The 24,359-nt window shown below is 48.9% G+C and carries 17 protein-coding genes and 1 riboswitch; of the genes, 9 read left to right on the top strand and 8 right to left on the bottom strand.

The features are described 5' to 3' along the window. Window positions 1-78: 78 nt before the first annotated feature. Window positions 79-516 (top strand): HIT family protein, encoded by a 438-nt coding sequence (locus BLT51_RS06130; RefSeq protein ID WP_091281114.1) that lies wholly within the window; start codon window positions 79-81, stop codon window positions 514-516. A gap of 7 nt (window positions 517-523) precedes the next feature. On the opposite strand, the gene BLT51_RS06125 is transcribed toward BLT51_RS06130, so the two are convergent. Together BLT51_RS06125 and BLT51_RS06120 are read right to left on the bottom strand one after the other, a co-directional pair. Continuing rightward, window positions 524-1,201 carry a vitamin K epoxide reductase family protein gene (locus BLT51_RS06125; protein ID WP_091281111.1) on the bottom strand — a complete coding sequence of 226 codons (678 nt, stop codon included), beginning with the start codon at window positions 1,199-1,201 and terminating at the stop codon, window positions 524-526. Between the two features lie 2 nt (window positions 1,202-1,203). After that, complete coding sequence (locus BLT51_RS06120; RefSeq protein ID WP_091281109.1) at window positions 1,204-1,965, bottom strand: HAD-IIB family hydrolase; 762 nt, start codon at window positions 1,963-1,965, stop codon at window positions 1,204-1,206. Window positions 1,966-2,057: 92 nt separating this feature from the next. Between BLT51_RS06120 and BLT51_RS06115 the strand changes: the two genes are divergently transcribed. Then, a complete protein-coding gene (locus tag BLT51_RS06115; RefSeq protein ID WP_091281107.1) occupies window positions 2,058-3,326 on the top strand; it encodes an AI-2E family transporter in 1,269 nt (422 codons plus the stop codon). Between the two features lie 83 nt (window positions 3,327-3,409). Continuing rightward, a complete protein-coding gene (locus tag BLT51_RS06110) occupies window positions 3,410-4,117 on the top strand; it encodes a purine-nucleoside phosphorylase (RefSeq protein ID WP_091281104.1) in 708 nt (235 codons plus the stop codon). 4 nt (window positions 4,118-4,121) lie between these two features. Here BLT51_RS06110 and BLT51_RS09120 read toward each other — a convergent pair whose 3' ends face one another. Beyond that, the gene (locus tag BLT51_RS09120) at window positions 4,122-4,283 is read right to left on the bottom strand and encodes a hypothetical protein (protein ID WP_157672937.1); all 162 of its coding nucleotides are present in this window, start codon (window positions 4,281-4,283) and stop codon (window positions 4,122-4,124) included. Between the two features lie 118 nt (window positions 4,284-4,401). Further along, window positions 4,402-4,488: riboswitch (SAM riboswitch) on the top strand. A 5-nt stretch (window positions 4,489-4,493) separates the two neighbouring features. Between BLT51_RS09120 and BLT51_RS06105 the strand changes: the two genes are divergently transcribed. The 3 genes from BLT51_RS06105 (at window position 4,494) to BLT51_RS06095 (ending at window position 7,134) form a co-directional block, all read left to right on the top strand. Further along, a complete protein-coding gene (locus BLT51_RS06105) occupies window positions 4,494-5,483 on the top strand; it encodes a methionine ABC transporter ATP-binding protein (RefSeq protein WP_091281102.1) in 990 nt (329 codons plus the stop codon). Further along, complete coding sequence (locus BLT51_RS06100; protein ID WP_091281100.1) at window positions 5,480-6,214, top strand: methionine ABC transporter permease; 735 nt, start codon at window positions 5,480-5,482, stop codon at window positions 6,212-6,214. Before BLT51_RS06105 ends, BLT51_RS06100 begins: the two co-directional genes overlap by 4 nt. Window positions 6,215-6,306: 92 nt before the next feature. Continuing rightward, entirely contained in the window at window positions 6,307-7,134 is an 828-nt protein-coding gene (locus BLT51_RS06095) for a MetQ/NlpA family ABC transporter substrate-binding protein (RefSeq protein WP_091281098.1), read from the top strand. Window positions 7,135-7,201: 67 nt separating this feature from the next. On the opposite strand, the gene BLT51_RS06090 is transcribed toward BLT51_RS06095, so the two are convergent. Further along, window positions 7,202-10,708, bottom strand: a complete 3,507-nt coding sequence (locus BLT51_RS06090) for a proline dehydrogenase family protein (protein ID WP_091281095.1) — start codon at window positions 10,706-10,708, stop codon at window positions 7,202-7,204. A gap of 156 nt (window positions 10,709-10,864) precedes the next feature. Between BLT51_RS06090 and putP the strand changes: the two genes are divergently transcribed. Continuing rightward, window positions 10,865-12,436 (top strand): sodium/proline symporter PutP, encoded by a 1,572-nt coding sequence (gene putP / locus BLT51_RS06085; protein WP_091281094.1) that lies wholly within the window; start codon window positions 10,865-10,867, stop codon window positions 12,434-12,436. On the opposite strand, the gene BLT51_RS06080 is transcribed toward putP, so the two are convergent. Together BLT51_RS06080 and BLT51_RS06075 are read right to left on the bottom strand one after the other, a co-directional pair. After that, complete coding sequence (locus BLT51_RS06080; RefSeq protein ID WP_091281091.1) at window positions 12,433-13,086, bottom strand: pyroglutamyl-peptidase I family protein; 654 nt, start codon at window positions 13,084-13,086, stop codon at window positions 12,433-12,435. The genes putP and BLT51_RS06080 overlap by 4 nt on opposite strands. A 96-nt stretch (window positions 13,087-13,182) precedes the next feature. After that, the gene (locus BLT51_RS06075) at window positions 13,183-18,561 is read right to left on the bottom strand and encodes a S8 family serine peptidase (protein ID WP_091281090.1); all 5,379 of its coding nucleotides are present in this window, start codon (window positions 18,559-18,561) and stop codon (window positions 13,183-13,185) included. 225 nt (window positions 18,562-18,786) lie between these two features. Here BLT51_RS06075 and BLT51_RS06070 point away from each other — a divergent pair, with 225 nt between their 5' ends. Together BLT51_RS06070 and BLT51_RS06065 are read left to right on the top strand one after the other, a co-directional pair. Next, window positions 18,787-19,455, top strand: coding sequence for a DUF998 domain-containing protein (locus BLT51_RS06070; protein ID WP_157672936.1), 669 nt, complete (start codon window positions 18,787-18,789; stop codon window positions 19,453-19,455). After that, entirely contained in the window at window positions 19,418-20,056 is a 639-nt protein-coding gene (locus BLT51_RS06065) for an alpha/beta hydrolase (protein ID WP_091281085.1), read from the top strand. Before BLT51_RS06070 ends, BLT51_RS06065 begins: the two co-directional genes overlap by 38 nt. Here the strand turns inward: BLT51_RS06065 and lysX are convergent. Then, window positions 20,040-23,237, bottom strand: coding sequence for a bifunctional lysylphosphatidylglycerol synthetase/lysine--tRNA ligase LysX (gene lysX / locus BLT51_RS06060; RefSeq protein ID WP_091281083.1), 3,198 nt, complete (start codon window positions 23,235-23,237; stop codon window positions 20,040-20,042). The two genes, BLT51_RS06065 and lysX, sit on opposite strands and share 17 nt — an antisense overlap. Before the next feature lie 36 nt (window positions 23,238-23,273). Beyond that, entirely contained in the window at window positions 23,274-24,356 is a 1,083-nt protein-coding gene (gene pyrB, locus BLT51_RS06055) for an aspartate carbamoyltransferase (RefSeq protein WP_091281080.1), read from the bottom strand. Between the last annotated feature and the right edge of the window lie 3 nt (window positions 24,357-24,359).

Genomic DNA, 24,359 nt, shown 5'->3' with positions numbered 1-24,359 from the left:
TGGTAACGCAGGCAACCACTATTCTTTATATGACGTTCGTGTGATCCACCAAACGTCTTATGGATGTAAACTAGAAGCATGAGTAGTGTTTTTACAAAAATTATCGCTGGTGAGATTCCGGGAAAATTTGTTTGGGCTGATGAGGATGTCGTTGTTATGGCGACTATCGAGCCTGCACGCCCAGGCCACGTTATGGTGGTTCCGCGCGAAGAAGTAGCAAAATTTAACGACGTCGAACCCCGTGTGTTCGCGCACGCAATGAATGTTGCACAAATTATCGCTACAGCTCAAGAGCGCGCTTTTGACGTGGAACGCTCTGTGGTAACTATTTTAGGATTTGAAGTCCCTCATACTCACATCCATGTCATCCCAGCAGACGCGGAAAGTGCAGCTAACCTACACGAGGTAGGCCCAGCACCTGCATCTGAAATTACTGAGGCAATGATGACGCTTCGCAACAGCCTCGTCGATCTAGGCTACGGCGATCACGTACCCGAATATATGGATTCGCTGTAATCCATATTCAGACAAAGAATAGTGGCAATTGATCCCAGAAGAAAACAACCACTAGAACAATGACGAGTCCGTAGCTCAGGCCGACGCCGATCCATCTATTGCGAGCGTATGCTCGCCCGGCGTCGGCAAACTTGTCCCCGAAATGGCCGGCTTGTGCACTACGCGCAGTGACGTGGACGAAAAGCATAATAGTGGTAAACCAAGTTACCACGCAGTATGGGCACATCGAGTTCTCTACTACCAAACTCTGGTACATGAACCACACTACCCAGACAATACCAAGAGCCAATGCTGCTGAAAGTGCTTGCCACAGCCATCGAGCAAATCGCCCGTCGGCCACTAACACAAAGCCTAGAGCAGTAATACCTGCAAAAAATGCGAGGCCAAATACCGAGTTAGTGACACCAAAAAACACTTCGTTCTGCCACATGCCTACCCATTTTCCGCAACCGACAAGCGGATTAATATCGCACGGCAGCACTCCTTCGGGATGCATGAGCTTTTGTTTCTCAGCAATGATCAGGGACATCGACGCCCACATGCCGATAGCGCCACAGACCGTCATCAACCAAGCGAAACCGCGTTCTGCGCCGCCGGCGACCTGCCGTTCCGACGGATAGCATACAAACTTAGCTATTCGTTCATCAATATCGTGTTCACTGATCTCAGATATTTGGTTCTTCACAGCTATCCCCTTGCATGCGCGTCAACGTAGTCATTAACAAACTCAACTGTATCTTCCCAGCCACCAACTGGATGGGTATCAATCCCCAATCGAAGAACTGGGAAATCGTTGCCGCCTTCATCAAGGCGATCTCCGATAAACAGCATATCGTTAATTGAGATTCCTGTTTGCTTCGATAACTCGGCAATGCCGTATGCTTTGTCTACCCCCGACCGAGTAATATCAACGGATGTAGACCCGCCGGAGCGAACCTCTAGATCTGGAAGGTCTTTAGCCACTGCGGCCCGCAATAATTCTTTCTTAGTGCGATCCGGATCCCATGCCTTTTTGGCATCAACCGGAGCTTGTTGCCCTAACGCTGAGAAGGTGATCTGAGAACCGCGGTCTTCGAGAATTGGTCCCCACGTCTTTTCCTCCCACAGCCCGAGCTCTTTCGCACGCCGTTCAAGCGATGCCAGTGCTCGTGCTCGTTCGTCGTCGGTCAGATCACGTGCATACACAGAAGACCACTGTCCTTCAGAAAAACGTAAATAGCGAGTTCCGCAGGTTGGCATCAGATGCAGTTTTGCTAATTGCTCATTATTAGCATCAAGATTCGCTAAAAGTTGCGATGAGAACTGTTCAAATTGGCCACCTGAAATCACACACACCTCACTGACATCCAATAGGCGTTTCAGCGCACAGGCCATCGGTTTGGGCAACGGCGACTTCGAAGGCGCTAATGTATCGTCAAGATCAAAAGCCAACAGCGCGTAGTGTGTCATATTTCTCCAGAGCATATTTTCCGTAACGCCTAGCCGTCTCAGTGACTGCAGTTGGTAGGCTAAAGATATTCTACGCATGTAAGGAGTCTTTTATGCAAGCACGCCAGGTGGACGATAAACCGGCATATTCTGTACCTCAACCATTAGTTACTGCCGCCGCTTGGTCGTGGCGGCTCATCGTGGTAGCTGTCGTTCTAGCCGCACTTGGATGGCTGGGGCTACATTTTTACACGATTATTATTTCGACAATGGTTGCGTTGCTGCTGGCTGTTATTTTAGAGCCGGTGTCCTCCGGGCTCACCAAGCGTCTAAAGTTTCCGTCAGCTCTGGCCGCGACGACGACGTTACTTCTACTCGTAGCCTTCGTCGGATTGCTCATCTGGGGCTCGAGCATTGGAATCATATCCGGCTTCTCCGAAGTCTCCGATCAGATATATGCCGGAATTAATACCCTCATAGAACAAGTGTCAACTGCTTTACCCGATATTGGTGACCAGATTAATGACGCATGGAACTCGTTACAAAGCACAATTACAAATAATTCCAGCCAGATCCTCGGAGGGGTCGTAGCTGTTGGTTCAACGGTTTCCTCTCTCCTAACTGGATTTATCCTCGTTCTATTCACTTTGTTCTTCTTCTTGAAAGACGGCCGACGGCTATGGCATTGGATGGTTCGTCTCCTCCCGTTGCATTACCAAAATCCGGCAAATGAAGCTGGCATCAGAGCATGGGTGATGATCGGCAATTACACGCGCACCCAAGCCACGGTAGCTCTCGTCGACGCTATCGGTATTTCTGTTATTGCCATAATCCTCGATACCCCACTGGGCTTAGCATTCCCGATTGGTGTAATCGTCTTTCTAGCGGCCTTTATCCCGGTGGTTGGCGCGTTCTTATCGGGATTTGTCGCGGTACTTATTGTTCTTGTCAATACCCAGTCGCTCTTTATGGCAATGTTGATGATGATTGGCATTTTGGCTGTCCAGCAGATTGAAGGTAATCTACTGCAACCAATTTTGCAGGGTAATGCCTTGAACATACATCCACTTGCAATTGTTCTCATTGTGGCTGGTGGGTCGTCGGTAGCCGGAATCGTTGGTGCCCTTTTCAGTGTGCCGCTTGTGGCAGCAATAAACGCCATCGTTTTATATCTGCGTGGACACGATCTTTATCCTTACCTCGCAACTATGGAGGACCGTCCTGGCGGTGCACCACAAGACTTCCTAGAATTACGCGAGAAGCATTGGAAAGAGTTCGACGTGGCCATCGCCCAGCATCAATCGCCACACGAGCGCCGGGCGCAAAAACGTGAATATTTGTATGCACGAGTGCGCCAACTTCTACCTGGTGTTAAAAACTAAGATACTTTCATGACGCTAAATATGAGATTATAGAGGTATAACGAGCACACAGCTCTTTTATCTACTTACAGAAGGGACATTTCATGGCAACCCCACATATTGGTGCAGAAAAAGGTGACTTTGCACCAGCAGTTCTCATGCCAGGAGATCCAAAACGTGCAACCCGTATGGCACAGATGCTTATGCCCGACGCAAAACTCGTGACAGATGTACGCGGAATCGTTGGCTTTACTGGCGAAGTAAACGGTAAACCACTCTCAATCATGGCATCTGGAATGGGACAGCCATCATTGTCTATCTATGTCAATGAGCTATTCATGCATTACGATGTCCAGCGCATTATCCGAGTTGGCACCGCCGGCGGCTTGTCCCCCAAGGTCAAGGTAGGCGACGTTGTTATTGCAAACGGCGCTCACTATGAAGGCGTTATGAATACATTCCTGACACCTAACACCCATTTCTCGGCCGTCGCATCATATGAGCTTGTACGAGCTGCTGCTGACGCCGCCGGAGATGATGAGCACGTCGTCGTCGGCCCAATCGTGTCACGCGACCGTTTCTACGGCGTAGACCCAGCCGATAACGAAGCTCTAGGAAAGATCGGCTGTTTAGGCGCCGAGATGGAAGCCGGTGCGCTTTACGGTCTCGCCGCTCAATATGACCGTCAGGCACTCGCTGTTTTGACCATCTCTGATCACATCACAGTTCCTGGAACGGACATGACTGCAGAAGAACGCGAGAACAACTTCCAGAAGGCACTTTCGTTAGCGATCGCTGCCGCTCACTGCTGAGACTTCAATCTATTTCATGGGTATTGCCTCCTTCGCGCTGCGTTGGAGGCAATACTTTTTCTGCCTCATTTTCTTGAGGATTCTCGTTAACTGATTGTGGCAACGGGAACACCATTACCCACTGATGTTTACTTCGACGGATTGCCGGCTGATATATCTGATTCATAGTTTTATAGTGACATCTGCCTCCCACATACTTTCGCAGTCGCATCGGTCGCTTATTCACACTATTCTCATATGTTGGAATAGGTTGCTTTTCCATTGCGAACGTGGAAGCCTTAAACTGTTCATCAAGAGCAGCTAAGAGACTCGGCTCGACGAAGCTGCAGCAACCCAAATCAGGTGGGTGCTACTGCCGAGAGCGATGGAGGAATGTATGATCGAACTTCAAAACGTGTCAAAAATATACCCACGTAAAGGTAGCTCAGTTGTTCATGCATTACAAGATCTGTCATTAACCATTGCTGACAACACCATTCATGGAATCGTCGGCGAATCAGGCGCTGGAAAATCCACCCTTATCCGGTGCCTGACCGCTCTCGAACGTCCAACGGCTGGATCTATTTTGGTTGATGGACAAGACCTCACTCAGCTACGTTCGCACGAATTGCGCGCTGCACGCCGGCGCATCGGAATGGTGTTCCAAGGCGCTAACTTATTTGAATCGCGCACCACCTACGAGAACATCGCTTATCCCCTGCGTATTGCAAAGATGCCAACTAAAGACATTGATGCCCGGGTCACCGAGCTACTACGCCTAGTTAACTTGCAAGATCGTGCGTCGTCCTATCCTTCTCAGCTATCTGGTGGTCAACGTCAGCGCGTTGGAATCGCTCGTGCGCTAGCTGATAAACCAGCTGTTCTCCTAGCTGATGAACCGACGTCAGCACTTGATGCAGAAACTACTGATTCGATTTTAGAGTTGTTGAAAAATGTTCGGGACCAAACGGGAGTAACCGTCGTCGTTATTACCCACGAAATGTCTGTCGTACGGAAAATTTGTGACTCCGTTACCCTTCTTGATGCTGGCAAAATCCAAGAAAGTGGCCACATTCGAGAAATTCTGCAAGATCCAATGTCAGTTCTGGCCAAGAAGCTCATTCCACTACCGGAGCTCGATCATGACATTAGCGAACTCAATGACGTTATTGACCTCTATTTCACTTCTCAGCCAGGTAAACCAACTGGATCGCAAGTATTAAGCAAAGTAGCCGAACTAGGGGCAGATATTGCCGCAGGGACATTCGAATCAGTCGGAGATGTTCAGGTTGGTCGCTTAGCGTTAACAGTTCCTATCGGCACCGGCGACGTATGCGCTACCAAATTCAACAAAACAACAGTATTCGCACAGGTGCGTGAGGCATGATGTTGAACTTAGCTACCCTTATCACTGTCATAACTACCGCTTCACGGCACGAAGAAGGCACATGGTTCAACCGACCAGTGGTGCAAGAGCAGCTATTACCTGCTATTGTCGAAACACTCTACATGGTCGGCGTCGGCACAATCGTAACCGTGCTACTTGGCCTGCCATTGGGCGTAATACTGGCTGAAACCCGTAAAGATGGGCTGATACCACATCGCTATACTCATAAGCTATTAGGTGCTAGCGTGAATATCGGCCGAGCAATACCGTTCATTATTTTGGCTGTTATCGTACTATACGCAATTCGTTTGATCGATGTTCCTTGGCTCTCAACAGTGGGATGGCCCGCGTTCACAGTCGCTCTCATCGTATCTGCTGTTCCGTATTTCGCTCGTTTAGTCGAATCCAACGTTCTTGCAGTTTCACAAGGAAAAGTTGAAGCAGCACAAATGGCTGGCGCGTCACCAGTTGGCATTATGTCTGGCGTCTTAGTACGCGAAGCTCTGCCTGCAATTATTCAGTCAATTACGATTTTGACTATTACCGTTATCGGATATTCGGCGATGTCCTCCATCGTCGGTGGCGGCGGTCTTGGCGCACTCGCTATCAACCACGGATATACCCGGCATCATTTCGACGTCGTCATCATCGCCGTCGTCGTCATCCTTATTATGGTTCAAATCGTGCAGTGGGTGGGTGATATGTTGAGCCGGTTGGTTGATCACCGCTAAGGCGCAACCAGCCGGGAAACCTAGCCTTGGCACCCAACGATTAGTCGGCCATGGGTTACTAAAATCCATGCCTAAAAGCCAAAGGAAAAACAATGAAACTTCTTAAAATCGTCAGTCTTACCTGTGCAACGCTTCTTGCCTTAACGTCATGTGCTACCGGATCGGACAATCAATCGAGTTCTTCGGACGATAACGGCAAAACTGTTGTCAAAGTTGGAGCTTCACCAGTACCACATGCTGACATCCTAAAATTCGTCAACGAGAATCTAGCATCAGCTGAAGGGATCGAAATCGACATCAAGGAGTACACCGACTACATCCAGCCAAATGTTGCTCTGGATGAGGACGAACTCGATGCCAACTTCTTCCAGCATCTACCGTACTTTGACACCGAAGTCAGCGAAAAGGGTTACGCATTTGAGCACGGCAAAGGCATCCAGATCGAACCTTATGCTGTTTTTTCGGAAAAGATTACTGATCTCAAAGAGCTAGCAGACAAAGCAACAATCTTGGTTAACAATGATCCGTCTAACCAAGCACGAGCACTGAAACTCCTCGAGAAACTTGGGCTTTTCGAGCTCAAGAACAGAGACAACCCTACGATTCACGACCTTGCCAAGAATCCGCACAACTACACACTCATCGAAGCAGATCCGGCCATTATTCCAGTGCAGCTACCTGATGTTGACATTGCTGTAATTAACGGTAACTTCGCACTAGATCATGGGTTAAACCCGGCAACCGATGCCATCGCAATCGAATCGGGCGAAGATAACCCGTATGCAAATATCCTTGCGTGGAAGAAGGACTCCGCGAAAGCAGAAGCAATCGCTAAACTTGAAAAGCTCCTTCACGATCCAAAGGTTGCAGATTTCATCCGCGAGTCATATCCAAACGGAGAGATCGTCCCAGCGTTCTAACTGAAGGCAGAGAACACTGTTTTCTATCTAGTTGTGGTGGCAGAATCCATTTCTGCCACCACACCTTTTACAAGACACCGTCAAGGATCTTCGTTTTGTCGCCGAATCTATGGTTAGTTGCTGCGATAGCTTGTTCTAAGAAGAACGGACGCAGATCAACACGGCCCTGCCCTGTTATCGGGTCGGCAAAAATAGCGACATCAATTGAGCCGCCAACAGCTTGAGCGACCTCTTCGGGTGCGTCACCGATATAACGGATGCGAGACGGGAAAGCAGGTGCGTCCGAAATTCGGGAAAGCCAAGCGGCATGGGATTCTACAGTAACGTCAACACCATGCTGATATAGGAGTACTGCAAAAGAGCCAGGAAGCTCTCCGGCAACAGACACAGTCACGTCTGCCCCAGCACTTACTGCCCCAACGATATTTACGATCGCCAGATCCCAGTTCTCTCGATCCTCAAGGCGCACGTCTACACACGTAGGCTTATGCCGCAGAATGTTCTTTTCCACGCCCAGCCCAGAAACATCGTGAGCAGGCAAGTAGAAAGATGATAACGCCTCGTTCGTACTCTGAATCGCCGCACGGAAGATCTTATGCCGATGCGGTTCGATAGCAGATTGTAACTCGTGAAGACGGATCAACAGATCGTTACCTTCTACTGCCGGAAGATCGCGACTATTTTCCATCAAAGCTCGATTATTTCGTTCTGCTCGAACTAAACCGAGTAGATGATTAGGTCCGCCAGCTTTTGATCCAGTACCAACTGAGGATCGTTTCCAACCCCCGAACGGTTGCCGACGAACAATTGCGCCAGTAATTCCCCGATTAATGTAAGCGTTACCGACTTCAACACGGTTTAACCAGTGTGCAATCTCGTCACTGTCTAGGGTGTGGATTCCGCCGGTTAGCCCATATTCCACATCGTTTTGAATATCGATCGCTTCATCAAGATTTTCGGCAAACATAATTCCCAATACCGGACCGAAGTACTCGGTCTGATGGAATTCTGAACCGCGTTGTACACCGATTCTAATTCCGGGGCTCCATAATTTGCGTGTATCATCGAGTTGGCGTGGCGCCAAAATCCAGTGCTCACCATGCCCTAATTTTGTCAATCCTTGCTCAAGTTTCCCGCATACTGGCTCAATAACAGGCCCCATTTGAGCGGCTGGCATTTGCGGATAAGCCACAACCAATGACCGAGCGGCATCGACAATCTGAGTCAGGAGACGTTTGGATTCGGCCATCGTACCAACCAGTATGACAAGTGAACATGCCGAACATTTTTGTCCCGCATGGCCAAACGCTGACGTGACGATGTCCTTAGCCGCTAAGTCGATATCAGCCTGCTCAGTCACAATAATGGCGTTCTTCCCTGATGTTTCACCGAATAGACGCAGATCTGCCTGCCAGGAGCGGAAGAGCTGGGCGGTTTGTGACGATCCAGTGAATACTGTCTGATCAGTTTCCGTTACTAAAGCACGTCCAGCTTCTGGCAAATCACTCGGGTCAATATCGACAAGTTGCAGGACGTCTCGTGGCACTCCAGCATCCCACAATGCTTGCGCAACATAAGCCCCGGTCCGACGGGCTTGTTCTGCCGGTTTAAAGACGACGGCGGAACCAGTTGCAAGTGGAGCCACGACTGAGCCTGTTGCGATAGCAATCGGAAAATTCCACGGCGGAATAGCGGCCGTGACTTGTGCCGGTACTACGTCTACTCCGGCCAATTGATCCAATTCCTCGGCTAACTGGGCATAATAGTTACAAAAGTCTATTGCTTCTGATACTTCAACGTCGCCTTCGCCCAGTACTTTGCCGCATTCGGCTGCTGCCACCGTCATCAATTCGCCACGCCGCTGACCGAGAATAACTGCTGCGTTGCGCAAAATTTTAGCGCGCTCAAGGGCAGGCAATCCTGCCCAGTACGATGCCGATGCTCGGGCTTGGCAAATACGTTCACGTACCTCATCCGTGGTATGTACCTGTGCCGAATTAGCTAGTTCTTGTCCCAGAGCGGTTGTTGAAATGTTGGCGAAAATCTGATCCGCCCATTCCACGTTTGCTGGTAACGAGGGGTCCGAATCTGCGCTATTTGTAAACGAGTTTTGGACGACGACGTCGTCGTTCCTTCTATCTTGGATACGGTTGGGCCCATATGACAACTGCGGCACATCACGAGATGCTATCAGCGATGCCTGCGCAAATTGTTGCGATAGTTCTGGAAAAGCACCATACAGTGCAGTAATATAACGATCCCGTTCACGATTAAACACCACATCGCTATGCGGGAATTCAAAAACGCTTGACATGAAGTTTTCGGGAGCAGCCGATTCTTCAAGACGACGCACTAGATAGGAGATAGCGACGTCGAATTCGGAAGGGTCAACAACCGGCACATAGAACAAAATATGTCCGATATCCTCCCGAACTGCGGCAGCCTGGTTCGGAGCCATCCCGCGAAGCATTTCCACTTCGTAACCGGAGCTTATCCCGCGTGCTTCTATCAGTGCATAGGCAAACCCAAGAGAAAACATATTATGCCCGGCAATTCCTATTTTTACGTTCGCCACATGCTCGGGACGCAAGGCATATTCGAGCATCCGCAAGTAGTTCGCGTCAGCTGCTTCTTTAGAAGGCTGCGTAGCTAGCTCCCAGCCATGCATAATCGCATCGACTCGTTCCATCGGCAGATTCGCGCCTTTAACCAACCGTACTTTAATTGGCGCACCGCCCTGGGACACTCGGTTGGCAGCCCACTGTTGGAGATCTACCATAGCTGGTAACGCATCGGGCAAATAGGCCTGGAGCACAATCCCTGCTTCGAGACGCTGAAATTCTGGAAGTTCAAGAAGATTTTTGAATACATCGATCGTTAAGTGAAGATCGTGATACTCTTCCATATCCAAATTAATGAATTTCTTTAGCCTTAACGCTTTTTCATAAAGCGGATAAAGCCCGTGCACCGCCTCGTGCACAGCTACGTCATAGCCCCACGGATTGTGTACGCCCAAGACTGCCGAAACCTTGATCGAGACGTAATCAACGTCGTCGTGATCCAATAAGTCCATCACCGCGTTAAGCCGACGGCTAGCTTCGTTCTTCCCCAGAACGGCTTCGCCAAGCAAATTGAGATTGAGCCGGGAGCCATCTTTTCGCATAGCCTTGATCGCCGACCCAAGCTTTTTCGGGCTAGTATCGAGAACTAAGTCACCAACGAGCAAACGAAAAATACGAAATGCAGCACCAACAACGACGTGCGGAGCAATAGTGGCAAGCTTACCACCAGCACTTGCCGGTAACGATAAGTATGCAGGTAAGAAATCAATCTTTTGTGCCGAAAGCTTCTGGAGATTTCTAGCTGCTACACGTTTGTCTTCAGGTCGGATAACCTTGTCAACAAAATCAATGGTGAAGTCTAAACCATCATTTGAAGCCAGCACGTCAGATAACAGTTTTCCAGCACGATCAGTGGGCAAACTAGCAGCGCGATCTGCCCACCTGCGCGCCTGAATAATAGCTTGGTTCGCAACATTGGCAAGGCTAATCTCGCCGTTGATTTCTGGTTTCATAGCGGGCCCCTTCACTATCGGTACACAAAACGGTACTCGTGTTATGTGACATCATACCGTGTGACATATCTTCATGACGAGAGTTTGAAACGTCACTTACAACAACAAGCTCGCTCCTGTACTGTTAAGAGGACAAGCAATCTTTGGACGTGAATTATGACTGATCAAGTTTTCCAAACCATATCAATGGCTCTATACCTGCTAGCAATGATTGGAATTGGCCTGTGGGCATACCGTAAGAATGATTCGGTAGATGACTACATGCTTGGTGGACGCCAACTAAACCCAGCAGTAGCCGCACTGTCGGCCGGCGCATCAGATATGTCTGGCTGGCTACTTATGGGGTTGCCCGGAGCGCTCTACGCAAACGGCCTGGTCGAATCATGGATAGCTATCGGGCTTACTGTAGGCGCTTGGCTAAATTGGAAATTCGTTGCGCCTCGGTTACGTTCATACACCGAAGTATCAAATAACTCGATCACAGTTCCATCATTCTTGGATTCACGACTACGAGATTCTACCCATTCATTACGCATCGTTTCAGGCCTAGTCATCCTCTTTTTCTTCACCTTCTATGTTTCTTCCGGCATGGTTGCTGGTGGCGTATTTTTTCATGCTGCATTCGGGACCTCCTACCTCAGCGGAATGTTACTTGTTGCAACCGTAACAATTATTTACACGATATTAGGCGGATTCCTGGCGGTTTCATGGACCGATCTTGTTCAAGGGGTCATGATGCTTCTTGCCCTCGTCTTCGTTCCAATCATGGGTCTAGTCGTCGTTGACGGACCATCCGCCGCTATCGAGTCGGCGCAACTACTTAACTCTAACTGGCAATCATTAATCGGTGACACAACAGTTACCTTCGCCGGAATTATTGGAATATTCTCTGCGCTAGCATGGGGTCTTGGATACTTCGGGCAACCGCATATTATTGTTCGCTTCATGGCATTACGGAAGCCCGCTGAGGCCAAAGCTGCACGACGAATTGGAATCGGGTGGATGGTTTTGTCAATCCTAGGAGCTATGGGCACTGCTCTAGTAGGCGTTGCTTATGCACAACAATCTGGCGAAGGCCTCCTGGATAATCCGGAACAAGTCTTTATCTATATGGGCCAGATCTTGTTTCATCCACTCATTGCCGGGTTTATGCTCGCTGCTATTTTAGCAGCCATCATGTCCACGATTTCCTCCCAGTTACTTGTGTCTTCTTCGGCCCTCGTGGAAGATATCTATTCGGTATTTGTTCACCAAAAACTATCCGAAAAACACGGCGTGATGCTGTCCCGTGCAGGCGTCATTCTAATCTCTATCATCGCAGCACTACTCGCTATTTCGCCGTCAGATACTATCTTGGAACTGGTAGCTTTTGCGTGGGCTGGGTTCGGCGGCGCTTTCGGGCCAGTCGTCTTACTTTCTCTCTTCTGGCGTAAGCTCACTACCTCAGGAGCGCTCAGCGGTATGGTTGTTGGATCCGTCGTCGTCGTGCTTTGGAGCAACCTATCCGGCGGTATCTTCGACCTCTACGAAATCGTGCCAGGATTCCTAGCAAACTTAATCTTCGCAGTCATCGTTTCTGCACTGACGTATACCGAGAACCCAACTATTACTGCTGAATTTGAGGCTACCAAACAGCTAGTGAAGAACTGGGACGATCGGACAGAGGCGTTACAGACCGTCGATGCTACGACGTCGACTGATCGCTATACGCCTCGCAGTACCCGCTAAGCGCGGGCTGAATCAGCCGCTGCGATCTGGCAGACCACGCTCAGGGCATCAGTAAGCTGCGGAACAGTCCATACGTGTGTGTCCAGCGTAGTCGTTTGGGAACGATAAGAATCTGTTTCAGACCCGACGCTGGCTTGCCCAGCCTGCCGTACCGCGGGAACGTGAATAAAACCCGCTGGACCGTCAAAAAGTCGCAACGCTGCGCGGAATACTGCATTACACAAATACAGCCCAGCATCGTACGATTCCACTGCTGGTAATCCAGCTTGACACAGTGCCGTCACAATCTCTTTAGCTGGTAGCCTAGTTCGCCATTCTGCTTCCCCATCATCAAGCGGTTCGCCATGCGGCTGGTAACCGTCATTATCAGGGATTCGAGCATCGGCACAGTTCTTTGCAATCATTTCTACTGAAATAAGGTCTCGTAGTCCGGCCTCCCCGACTGCAATGAGAATGTCAGGATTAACATCCGCAATGAACTGGCGTAACTGAACCGGAGCAGTGGCAAAAACAACTGGCAGTTTGCGAGTTATGATCTCAATTTTACTGTCGTCATCGTTTAGCAACATGGGCAAGCGCTTAACAGCTTCCCAACTCGCATTTTCACTATCGTCACCAAACGGCTCAAAACCAGTCAACAAAATACGCATACTCAATATGTTATCGGCGCGAGCGCACTATAGCTAGAAGCAGTGCGGAAGAACGTCGAGTTCTTCCGCACTGCTTCGTAGTATCAGCCTTTAGTATCAGCTCATACGTGCTCTACGGTTGAGGACCATACCACCAGCAATAGTCAAACTAGCAAGTAGCGCCAGGGTTCCCGCATAAGAGCCTGTTGCTGCCAGTCCAACGCTATGCGATGGCGTATGGCTACCAGCGGCCAATGTGCCAAACACTGGGCCAGACCCGGTACCAGGCACGACCATCGGATCTTGCGGAGTAGTGCCGCCATTACTACCGCTGCCCTCTTGGGTATCGGGTTGAGGCTTCTGCTCAGGTTGTGAATCTTCTTTTACCGAGATATTAACAGTAATAAGTTTGTGAGATTCAAGGCCATTAGGCTGGACTGCACGAACCAAAACTGTATTTTTTCCGGGCATAAGAACAGTAGCCGGGTCGATGAGAAGATGAGCTTCTCCAACTCCGGAACCGTCACCTGCAAAATCAGCAGAACCGTCATCAGTGATGCTGAAATTAGCAAAGATAACCTTAGCAGCGCTGTCATTATCGCGTAGCTGTTCCTTGGTTAGCTCCACATCAACAGCATCTGGTCCGACAATTTGTGGCAACCTATCCACTGCGAAAGTCACTGCTTGCGCAGTTTGGTTCCCAGCAAGGTCATCGGCCAAAATCGTCATGGTATACAGACCTGCAGACAGTTTTTCAGTGTCGATCGGAATAGCGAGATCTCGGGTTTTCACCGTTGTCTGGCTGCCACTGACAAATACCTGATTTTCAACAGTTGGTTGTTTTTGCGCAGTGTCCGCGTCAGCCACATCACTATCTGAGTTAGCATCAACGCGTTTGCTAATTCCTGCAGCTTCCAGACGTTCGAGTGCGGTCTCACGAATCTCACGTACATCGGCCATAAGATCCTCAACGTTTCGCTCAGTTACATCAATATCTGCATGAGCTTCTTCGTTCAGTACCTCAGTTCCATCAATACTATCGAGCTTGACTTTCAGACTCCGGAGGTGGGTGTCGTTAGCTGTGACATTTATCGGTGTATCATCGCCAACAACTGTGCTCTCCATAAGCTTATTGTCAGCATACGTTGCATCAACAGTTGGCTTGTCTTTATCAACGACAACTGGATAAACACCCAGGATCTGGTTACCGAAGCTATCAATCACCGTAACGAGAATCTTATCGCCGTCCTTCACCTTAACTGGATAGGTGAACTCTCGTTCATTGGATTCCGCTCCAAGTCCAGAGTTATTTTCGCGTTGTTCGACGGTGTCCTTATTAATCAGGAACTTATATCCCCAACCGTCGTCGGACACGTTTCCGGTAAACACAACTTCATCATGCTGAGTGAAAATTGATCCGCCCAGTGTTATTGGTTGATCAATATGGATTTCCGGAACATTAACATCGATCAATAACTTAAATGATTGGCTCTTAGTCAGTACTGGATTATCTGCTTTTTCACCAGGAACATAGAGTTCCAGCCGGAAATCGCTTTGGCCAGTTGACGCTGGCACCTGGAGACTAAACTCGCCTGTTTCAGCATTGATCTCAGCTTCCAAAGGCTTAGGTTCTATCACCTTGTTATCTCCAGCTCGTCCTGTTGGTACCAGCTGGAACTTGGCAATCGTGCTGGCGTTAAGGGTGCCGCGCACAGTGAATACCTTGTTTTCCCGGTCATAATCTTTGGTGTCCGTTGGGACAGCACAGATTGCTAACTCTGGAGCACACTGCGCGTTGCTAATAGTTGGCAGCGCTGCGCTGGAGATAAATCCATCGCCTGGCAATGGTGGCGGCGGCGGAATAGCTGGACCACCTGGCAATGGCGGTGCCGGAGGCACATCAGCACTGCGTCCTTTAATCGGCACTACTTGTGAAACACGCTGTGCACCGTCACTACCGACAACAGCAACTGTTTGAAGCTCGTCTGATACCTCAATCTCAGATTCAAACGTGCCATCGGCTTTCAAATCCGCCAACTCTCCATTGACCAGCACCGACAACTGAGCATCCTTATTACTATCGGTAATAGTGCCACGCACAGTTACGATATTGCCTTCAATCGGCGCAGGCCTATTAACTACCAATTTCGGTGGCTCATTATCGTAGAACGGAGTCAAATCTAGTTTGCTAACCTCCAATCCGGTAGCATTGTATGCCACCACAGTGATGTTATTTTTCCCAGGAGTCAGTGGCACGTATTCATAAAAATTGCGATCTTCTAGCTCAGCTGGTTGTCCGTTGATCGTAACGTGATCGACGTCGTCAGACACGTATCCGTCAACAATGAGCTTTGCACCTTCTGGTTCGCCTAGCATCGTAACGTAAGGTTTGATCGGCCCAACTGGATGAGCATTCATGTCACGAGCAAACGATACACTAAGCTTTGCTACCGGATCCAAAATGTATGAGGCGCTGGTGATATTAGCAGCCATATCGCCTGCAGTCACTAATACGTGTGTTGTCCCCGGTGAAACTTTAATACGGAATTCCGTATCTGAATCGTTCACCCGTTCGGCAACCAGATTAGTCTCTGAATCTGTGTCTACAACCGGAGCAACTTGAACGCCTGAGCCAGTATCCTTCACAGTGAAGTATACAAATCCGTCAGCCTCGTCGTACTTCTTAAATGTAATGGTTGGTGACGTTGTATCGATACCAAATGGCATCTTCGTCACTTGCCAATCATATTCCGGAGAGACTCGAGCCTTAACTTGGAAAACGTATTTTCCGTCAGGCACATTCGTGTACTTAACATTTTGTGCATCGTAAATCTTGCCATCAAATGCATAAGCACTGGCGTTTTCAACAACATCATCATCCGACAATTGCGGATCCATGAAATTCTTGAGCGTCAAACGACGCAAATCCTGTTGTTTACCCGTTGTTTGATGTATTTTTCCATCTTCTGACACAATCTCGTATTCAACATCTGATGCGTTACGGCGAACAAGTAACTGCGGGAATATGACGTCTTGCATTTGGTCGCCATTCGGAGACATCCAGAGTGTCAAATCCCGCTCATCCTCAGATTCCTGCGAAATATCGTTAAGAAGACCAATAGGCGTAATGAGATCTTCACGTAGAGTTGCTAGTCCCGTGTAGATATTGCGCTCGACTGGCTCTCCCCATTCGGTGTCAGGTTCTTCGATAATTTTCTCAGCATTCCAATCGCCGACGAACCCAAGATATGGAATAGCAATATTTGGAACATGAGTTCCATTCAGCTGTGCCCATCCTTCAATGTAGTGTGATTTTCCTTGCTCTGGAACCAGAGTAAAAGTTACGTTCGCTTCGCTACCGGCTGGAACCGTCACCGTCGTCGTCTTCGAGGTCAACTTCTCCTGCGATACTACAGTTTTGGCTGCGCCCTTTTCGCCTTCGACTTCATTGATAACTTGCTGTTCAGGCACTGAGTAGGTTGCAGCTTTGTCACCATAATTATGCAAGGTTACGGTGAATGACGTAGCACCATGAACCTGTTTGAGCGAGACATATGGCTGGCCGTTAACAGTTGCAATCACCGGACTTTCGGTAGCTTGGTCAACGCGAGCCAGACCAGCACCCACTTGGCGTGGAGCGTACGGAATTTTTTCCTCATTGGTTGGAATCTCAGCAGTATTCATAAGTGAGGCACGAATACGATCTATTCGCTCAGTTCCAGTTAACTCCGGGAAATTCTTTCCATAGTATTGCCACATGAGTGCCGATAGCCCAGCTACGTTCGGTGCTGCCATCGAAGTACCAGACATTGATACATATCGATTATCGTTCTGGGTAGAGTAAACTTCGCCACCAACACCAGAAATATGCGGTGCAAAATCTAACGTTGGTGTTGGGCCCCACGACGTGAACGACGACGGACGCAATGCCTTCTTGCCCGCAAAATCCGTCAGTTTGCGATCGTCAGTAAATTTCACGAAGACTTTCCCGTTACGAAGTTTTTCAGCGAGCTCAGCCCCTACTGAATGGTACGTAGATGCGGAGAACTGCGTATACGTTTCAACGCCACCCATACCGATAAACTCATCTCCACGCGCCTTATCGTTGTAGACCAAAACGCCTTTTGCTTTGGCATCGAATGAGCGTCGAAACATGTCTGAGAATCGCTCTTTACCACGCTGAATCAACGCAAACTTGCCTTCGAGCGCAGATTTTTTCTCCGCCGTGAAGTCAGAATCTTGACCGTAACCAAGGTCAACTAGCTCATAGAGCCGCCCATCAGGTTTTCCGGTAGCGCTCTTGTGCGGTAAGTCTGTTTCTGTTCCACTTTCACCAGCTTTCCACGTAGCAACCGGAACTACCTGGACTTGGTTATCGATAGAAGCGACTGCGAAAGCCCCGGTATCAGCTGCAGGCGAGCCAAGGGTAGCATCATCGAGTTGGTGCAAAACGTTGTCAGTTTCGCCGTTTGGCGAGAAGTTCTTCCCTTCGTTTCCGGCAGCTACAACCACCAGAGTCCCAGCTTCTCGCGCTTTTTCGATAGCTCGGTAAACGCCGTCGGAAGCATTACGGTTTCCGTTAGGTGATCCCAATGACATATTGATAATGTCAGCTTTGAGCTTCACCGATGCTTCGATCGCGGCAATAATATCGGAATCATTTGCGCGTGCCTTCGGGTTATTTGGAAATACCTTCATGGCCAGCAGCTGCGCTTTGGGAGCTACACCATCGAAAGAGTTATTTGCGACGACGTCGGGAGTCTTGACGTCATCTCGGGCAGATCCGTTAGCTGCTACGATTCCTGAAACGTGCTGTCCGTGTTCGCTTTCGTTCGTATCAATAATTTCATAGTTATCATCAGCGAAATTGTAACCAGCTGGAACTTTGCATGTGAAGAGCCCATTATGCGTTGTATCTGGCGATAATTTAGCGTTTTTGCATTCATCCTCGCTTAATTGCAAATCCTTATGCCGCGGATCGATACCGGAATCGATAATCGACACCACTGTTCCAGCTCCATCGAGACCGTGCCTCTCGTGAGCGGTGACGACGCCTTGCATTTTCCGAGCGTTATGCTCTAGCTTTTCAAATGTTCGTTCGCGTTTCACAGATGCTACTTCGGGCTCTTGCTGCAACGCTGGTATTTTATTTGCTGGCATTGTCGCCGCAAATCCATTGACAAGGAAGCCGAGCTGACGTCCTACTTCGAGATGATACTTATTAGTCCACTTTTCAATAAGTTCGCTCTGTTGCCCTTTATTGTGCTGTTCACTCGAGTCAGAAAAAGACGTAGGCTGATTTTTGAGCATAACAAGTACACGTACTTGTTGCGAGGAACGCTCGCCACGCTTCTTAATCAGCCGATCCATTTCAGTCAGTGACATGCCACCCGTATGGTTGCTATCGGGTGCTGGACTGGCAACTGCCAACGGTGCAAGACCCAGACTGAGAGCCAGCGACGCGGCAAATGCACTAGATTGTAAAAACCTTCCCATCACATCTCCTTAGATATTTAAGATCAACTAAATAATTACTCCATTTCTTTATGATTTTCTTACCGTTCCCATTATGTGAACACCGTGTTCCCTATATCTCACTAAAAATCGTAAAAAGTTCATAAAGATATACGACGAGTGGTAGTAATTGGTATCTTTAGCCATAATAGATTGCTAACCTGATAAGCTTAATCAGTCCATGATTAACGAAATAACCGATTGCGGGTGGTTGCTATCTCTCCTTCATCACGAGTATTCAAACTTGGCATATGGTTATGCGTGATTAGCGGGATCATGTATGCATCTTTTATTTTGGAAGCCATCTTTGGTTTTCCACTTGATCCGCGGTTGAGTTATTTGTCTGAATATTTTGCGCTCGATAGCCCTTACCGTCTTATCTTTGCAACATCAGACCTACTGACGGCAACTTTAGCTTTAGCCGGCCTCATATGCTTAGCAGATTTCAAACGTTCATGGTCACGGACACAAACCTTTGTAGCAACTTGTTACAGCGTATTTGCAATAGCAACCTTTTTTGATGTTATTTTTCCACTCAAATGTGCAGAATCACTGGATTTTTGTGAAAAGACAGGCCTTACGGCACACCTAGTAGCATCCTCAATTGTCAGTGGTAGTCTCCTACTTATTGCCGCAATCGCTACAGTCTTGGCTATCACTAAAAGAATAGCTCCTCGCTACCGTCTAGTTTTAATAGCTATCTCGATTATCTACATCTGCTTAACACTTCTTATCGCCGTGCTAGATTTTACTGTCGTGCCAATTGGCTACTTACAACGATTCCAAGTATTCTTCGCTTGTCTTATTCTGGCGACTGCAGGTATTATACTGAGACCTTATGAATATCATCGTTCCCGGGTTAGCCTTAGCTCCTGAGTTTTACGAAGCTCGATTCCCGATTGCCCGTGTGGTCGATACTTGGTGCTTTCCTTGGATTTCTTCATGTAGCGACGCGAATAATTTTTATTACGACGGCGAACCCATCACTCTTATTGGACACTCCCTAGGCGGACTGATGGCGTTAGAATGGGCTTTGCTCTTTCCACAAAACGTCTGCCGTCTAGTACTTCTAGATCCCACCTTTCCTCGAGATAACGCCGAGTACACAATTAACAACCCACTGGCAAATATTGCTACCCGTTTATTACCTCTCTCCTTAGCGCCCTTTTTTGACAACTCAATATTAAACCGGCGATATCGAGGAAAACAGAACAGACAATTCTTAGCTCACCAGTGGAACTACGCGAGCACATTAGAAACGCGAGTTTCCCAATTACTGACAGCAAGCACAGTGGCACCCCATATTCGCACTCATGTGATAGTTGGCGCAGGGAATGGAAGGCAAACCCGGTTCTTGATGGAGCAGCGCACGCTCGCGTCAATGTTAGACGCAAAATTGGTTATGTTGTGGGGCGAAAACCATCTTTTTCCACTCACCAACCCAGAGCTCGTATTACCTTTCATTTCTCAGGTTTGACGAAAGGGAAAGCCAAAATCTCGCGGATACTTGTACCCGTCAGGAACATAACCATTCGATCTACACCGATCCCAAGTCCTCCGGTAGGTGGCATCCCAAACTCTAAGGCCTCTAAGAAAGGTTCATCTACTTCCATGGCCTCGGGATCTCCACCTGCGGCAAGCAATGATTGCTGCACAAACCGGGAGCGTTGTTCTAGTGGATGAGACAACTCGGTATATGCTGTTCCGAGTTCCATACCCAGTCCAACCAAATCCCAACGCTGAGCTATATGCGGATTGTTTGGATCCGCCATCGTCAATGGTGAAGTTTCTACTGGAAAACCAGTATAAAAGGTCGGGAAAACCGTCGTCGGCTCGATAAGTTCATCATATAGTTCTGTTACGAGTTGGCCGACTGTCTCAGCGTCGACTTCGTAGCGTTGCGCTAGCTCCGCATAGTCACTGATATCACTTCCAGGAATGATGGTGCAGCCAACAGCCTGTGAAACCGCATCGAATACGGAAATGACCGGCCATGGTTTACTCAGATCCAGAACGGTGCCATCTTGGGAAGTTATTTCTGCTTTACCGTAAATTGCTTCTGCAGCGCCTCTAAACAAGTTTTCGGTTAATACTCGCATAGAATCCCAATCACCGTAGGCTTCATAGGCTTCCAGCGAGGTAAATTCGGGATTATGCGTAGCATCGACTCCTTCGTTGCGGAAGTTTCTTCCTATTTCAAAGACCTTTGGCATACCTGCGATAACGAGCCGCTTGAGGTAGAGTTCTGGCGCAATACGAAGTGTCAGATGCTGATCATAAGCACGGATGTGGGTATGGAACGGACGGGCGTTTGCGCCACCGTGAATTGCCTGAAGAATCGGCGTCTCAGCTTCTAAGTATCCTTGAGAATAGAGAGATTGGCGCACGAACGCGACTACTTTAGATCGGGCTTCAAACAGCTGGTAGGAACGAGCATTAAGAGCATAATCAATATGCCGCATTTTAGCGCGCAAATGAGGGTTTACTAGTGGGGTCTGCGGTAGTGGCACCAGAGATTTAGCCGCCATTGTCCACGACTGGGCCAGTAAGGATGCAGTACCGTTTCGAGATGTACCAAGAACACCGGTCACCGAAATCAAATCACCACGATTGACGAAAGATCTAAAATCTCGCCAGCTAGCTCCGGCAGTACGTTCAAATAGGATTTGGATAGTAGCATGTTCTTCTACAAGGTCAGCAAAAACCACTCCCCCAAAATCGCGGATATGACAGATGCGACCAGTTAGAGATATCGCCCCCTCAGGGCTCTTGCCAGCCTCAACGACGTCTTTAACTGAGTGGGTCCGCGGAACTCCAACCGGGTATCCGACGCCGCCAGCGGCTTCAAACTGTGCAAGTTTCCGACGTCGTACACCGCGTTGCTCGGAAACCCGTGGTTCTGGGACTGGCCGATTGATGAGCGACTTTTCCAGCTCGATTATGTCGTTGGGCTCTCCAACCGGTGGGAAATATCGTGATAGTGAGGGCAAGAAGCCTTCCGCGGTCGCATACGCTAGCAAAGTACGCGCGGTGAAAAAAGCATTGTCTATGCATAAATATCTAGTCTGCCAGCGTGGCCGATACTTGACATTTGAGCGATACAACGAATAGATCTGCCACCAGCGAGACGTGAACATCAAGAATTTCATGGCGAAGCGTTGACGTATACTAGCGCCTACCTTGGCTCCTCGCTCAATTGTCTCGCGCATGACAACGAAATTCAGCGAAATCTGTTCGATCCCCATGTTCGCTGATTCCTGGGCCAACGAGGCCACCATAAACTCAGTTACTCCGGAAACAGCATCTGGAGATCTGCGCATAACATCGAGCGATAAACCGTGCAAACCCCATGGAGCAAATGTCAACAAACCAATCGGGTTTCCGCTGCTATCATGAGCGCTGACGATAACATTGCGCCAGTCGCGTGGATCACCGACTCGCTCCGATGCCATTGTAAATCCGCGTTCATCGCCAACCCGCCACTTGTCAGCGAGCAAGGCAAGCTGAGTCAGCTCCTCAGCCGGGATTGTGTGCTGACGACGAACTTTAACTGAGTACCCGGCACGGCGCGGTGCGCTCAACGCCCGGCGCACATCAGGAAGATCTTTGAGATGGAAATCTGCCACATCAATAATGGTTTCGTCGCCCAACGGGAAAGCGTTTAAACTGGCTACTTTATACGCTTTAGCACCGGCTTCAGACACAGAAACTGCAGCCACAACCCACGAATGTTTGCGGGCATAGTCACGCCAAGTTGTGACTGCTGCTTTCCATGATTGTGGATCACCGATAGGGTCGCCGGCGGCCAAACACACACCGTTTACTACACGGTAGGTTACGGCTGCTCGCCCGTCAGGCGAGAGTACCATATTCCGATCATAGCGGGTAGCGAAATAACCCAACGAGTCAGTTGATGGTGGGTCAAGTAGCAGTCGCCGAATCGTCATATGCTCTGTTGCACTAACAGATGGGACTTTCGCTGATTTCAAGAGCACCATGAGCCCAATAAATAGACCCATTGCCGAGATGACACCAGAGACAATTCGGATCGCATGCGGGATACGATAATGCGCTAGTTCTGCAGGATCATTTGGTGATATACCGAAAGCAATGTCAACTGCAGTAGAAAGTGGGCCCTCTGCGGTTGGAACATGCTGATAGGTCAACATAGCCCAGGCTATTAATGTGGATAGTGCAAGTCCAGTAACAAGAATGAGGAGCGAAAGTGCCCATCGCCCGCGAACTCGCATTGGGAATTCTTTGATTGACCAGATACCTATGCATATATATAGCAATGCAAAAAGCATATTAGTTGTTACTGCTACTATTGCAGCTGGCGATAACGAAAAAAGCTCATCCGAGAAGAAGAGATATTCTTCGATACCGCCAATGAGGTTTGGTAACTGGACGACAACAAGGTAGAACACCAAAGCCGCGCGTTGCCCACGAAGCATCCCTGAAGTCAAAATAACCATCAGCAAGGTAATAAAAAGACTTGGATAACCAGGCAATGCGACGAAGGAGAACGCGTAATCAACAAACCGCACAAACCCTGGCACTATATAGCGCAAAACGAGACCAGCTACCAGCCACAAGGCGCTGACCTGAGTTGTGATAAGAATTAGTGAAGAACGCGGAATGCGATAAGTTTCAGCCATGATCTCAATTTTAAACGAGAATCATGGCTGAAACTATTACAGATTAGGTGCGATATAGTCACAGTAAACACATTGCTGCGTATCTGGATACAACCGCGGGACTATGTCACGCTCAAAATGGGTAATACACCGCGAGTTTGGACATACTGCAGTTTCCGCCGGAATCGAGTGTACAAACTCTTCCCGTTGCTCGCGTTCTTGGTTAGTGTCAGCCGCTTGAAGCAGATGGTGGATGAGTGCCATCCGCATCATTTTTCCATTGTACGTTTGCTCAAAATATCTTGCTCTCGGATCGCTATCAACTTCGGACGAGATTTCACCGACTCGCGGCAATGGATGCATAACGATACAATCCGGCGACGCATTCTCCATCATGCCAGCAGTTAAAACGTAAGCTCCCTTGAGACGCTCATAGTCATCTCGGTTGGCGAAGCGTTCTTGTTGGACGCGCGTCATGTAGACAACGTCGGCCTGCGGCAATGCATCAGCCAACGATGTTGTTTCCCGGATATCCACTCCTTGGCTACGCACATGAGCAAGGAAGTCAGCAGGAAGTTTTAGCTCATGCGGGCTAACCATAATAAACGTGTTGTTTGGATAACGCATCATGGCATGGAGCAACGAATGAACCGTACGGCCGTAGAGCAAGTCCCCAACTGCTACGATAGTTAGCCCTTCCAATCGGCCAAAGGAACGTTCGATAGTTAACAGGTCAGCTAATGTTTGCGTGGGATGGAAATGACCACCGTCGCCAGCATTGATGACCGGCCTGCTCGCCGCGTTCGATGCTACTAGAGCGGCTCCGTCATGCGGATGACGCATCGCAACGATATCTGCATAATTCGATATCACAGATAAGGTATCTGAGATTGTTTCACCCTTGGATGCTGAGGAATGGCTGGCGGAGGGAACAGAGAGCACTTGTCCTCCCAAACCATACATCGCGGCTTCGAAGCTGAGCCGGGTGCGCGTTGACGGCTCATAAAACAGTGTTGCAAGGATCTTTCCTGCTGCCGCATGAGCGTATGTTTGGGGATGTTCGATCATGTCATGGGCAGTGGCAAGTAGCTCGTCGATCTCAGAAACCGTCAGGTCATTTATGTCGATAACGCTTTGCATGAT

Origin of the sequence: Arcanobacterium phocae (assembly GCF_900105865.1) — a bacterium.
Taxonomy (GTDB): Bacteria; Actinomycetota; Actinomycetes; order Actinomycetales; family Actinomycetaceae; genus Arcanobacterium; species Arcanobacterium phocae.
This window is presented reverse-complemented; position numbering and strand designations above follow the sequence as displayed.

Coding starts and splice junctions, on each gene's coding strand:
- lysX (WP_091281083.1), bottom strand. CDS start 23,237: ATGGCTGAAACTTATCGCATTCCGCGTTCTTCACTAATTCTTATCACA.
- BLT51_RS06075 (WP_091281090.1), bottom strand. CDS start 18,561: ATGGGAAGGTTTTTACAATCTAGTGCATTTGCCGCGTCGCTGGCTCTC.
- BLT51_RS06090 (WP_091281095.1), bottom strand. CDS start 10,708: ATGAAACCAGAAATCAACGGCGAGATTAGCCTTGCCAATGTTGCGAAC.
- BLT51_RS06100 (WP_091281100.1), top strand. CDS start 5,480: ATGATGTTGAACTTAGCTACCCTTATCACTGTCATAACTACCGCTTCA.
- BLT51_RS09120 (WP_157672937.1), bottom strand. CDS start 4,283: ATGAATCAGATATATCAGCCGGCAATCCGTCGAAGTAAACATCAGTGG.
- BLT51_RS06120 (WP_091281109.1), bottom strand. CDS start 1,965: ATGACACACTACGCGCTGTTGGCTTTTGATCTTGACGATACATTAGCG.
- BLT51_RS06065 (WP_091281085.1), top strand. CDS start 19,418: ATGAATATCATCGTTCCCGGGTTAGCCTTAGCTCCTGAGTTTTACGAA.
- BLT51_RS06115 (WP_091281107.1), top strand. CDS start 2,058: ATGCAAGCACGCCAGGTGGACGATAAACCGGCATATTCTGTACCTCAA.
- BLT51_RS06110 (WP_091281104.1), top strand. CDS start 3,410: ATGGCAACCCCACATATTGGTGCAGAAAAAGGTGACTTTGCACCAGCA.
- BLT51_RS06105 (WP_091281102.1), top strand. CDS start 4,494: ATGATCGAACTTCAAAACGTGTCAAAAATATACCCACGTAAAGGTAGC.
- BLT51_RS06080 (WP_091281091.1), bottom strand. CDS start 13,086: ATGCGTATTTTGTTGACTGGTTTTGAGCCGTTTGGTGACGATAGTGAA.
- pyrB (WP_091281080.1), bottom strand. CDS start 24,356: ATGCAAAGCGTTATCGACATAAATGACCTGACGGTTTCTGAGATCGAC.
- BLT51_RS06095 (WP_091281098.1), top strand. CDS start 6,307: ATGAAACTTCTTAAAATCGTCAGTCTTACCTGTGCAACGCTTCTTGCC.
- BLT51_RS06130 (WP_091281114.1), top strand. CDS start 79: ATGAGTAGTGTTTTTACAAAAATTATCGCTGGTGAGATTCCGGGAAAA.
- putP (WP_091281094.1), top strand. CDS start 10,865: ATGACTGATCAAGTTTTCCAAACCATATCAATGGCTCTATACCTGCTA.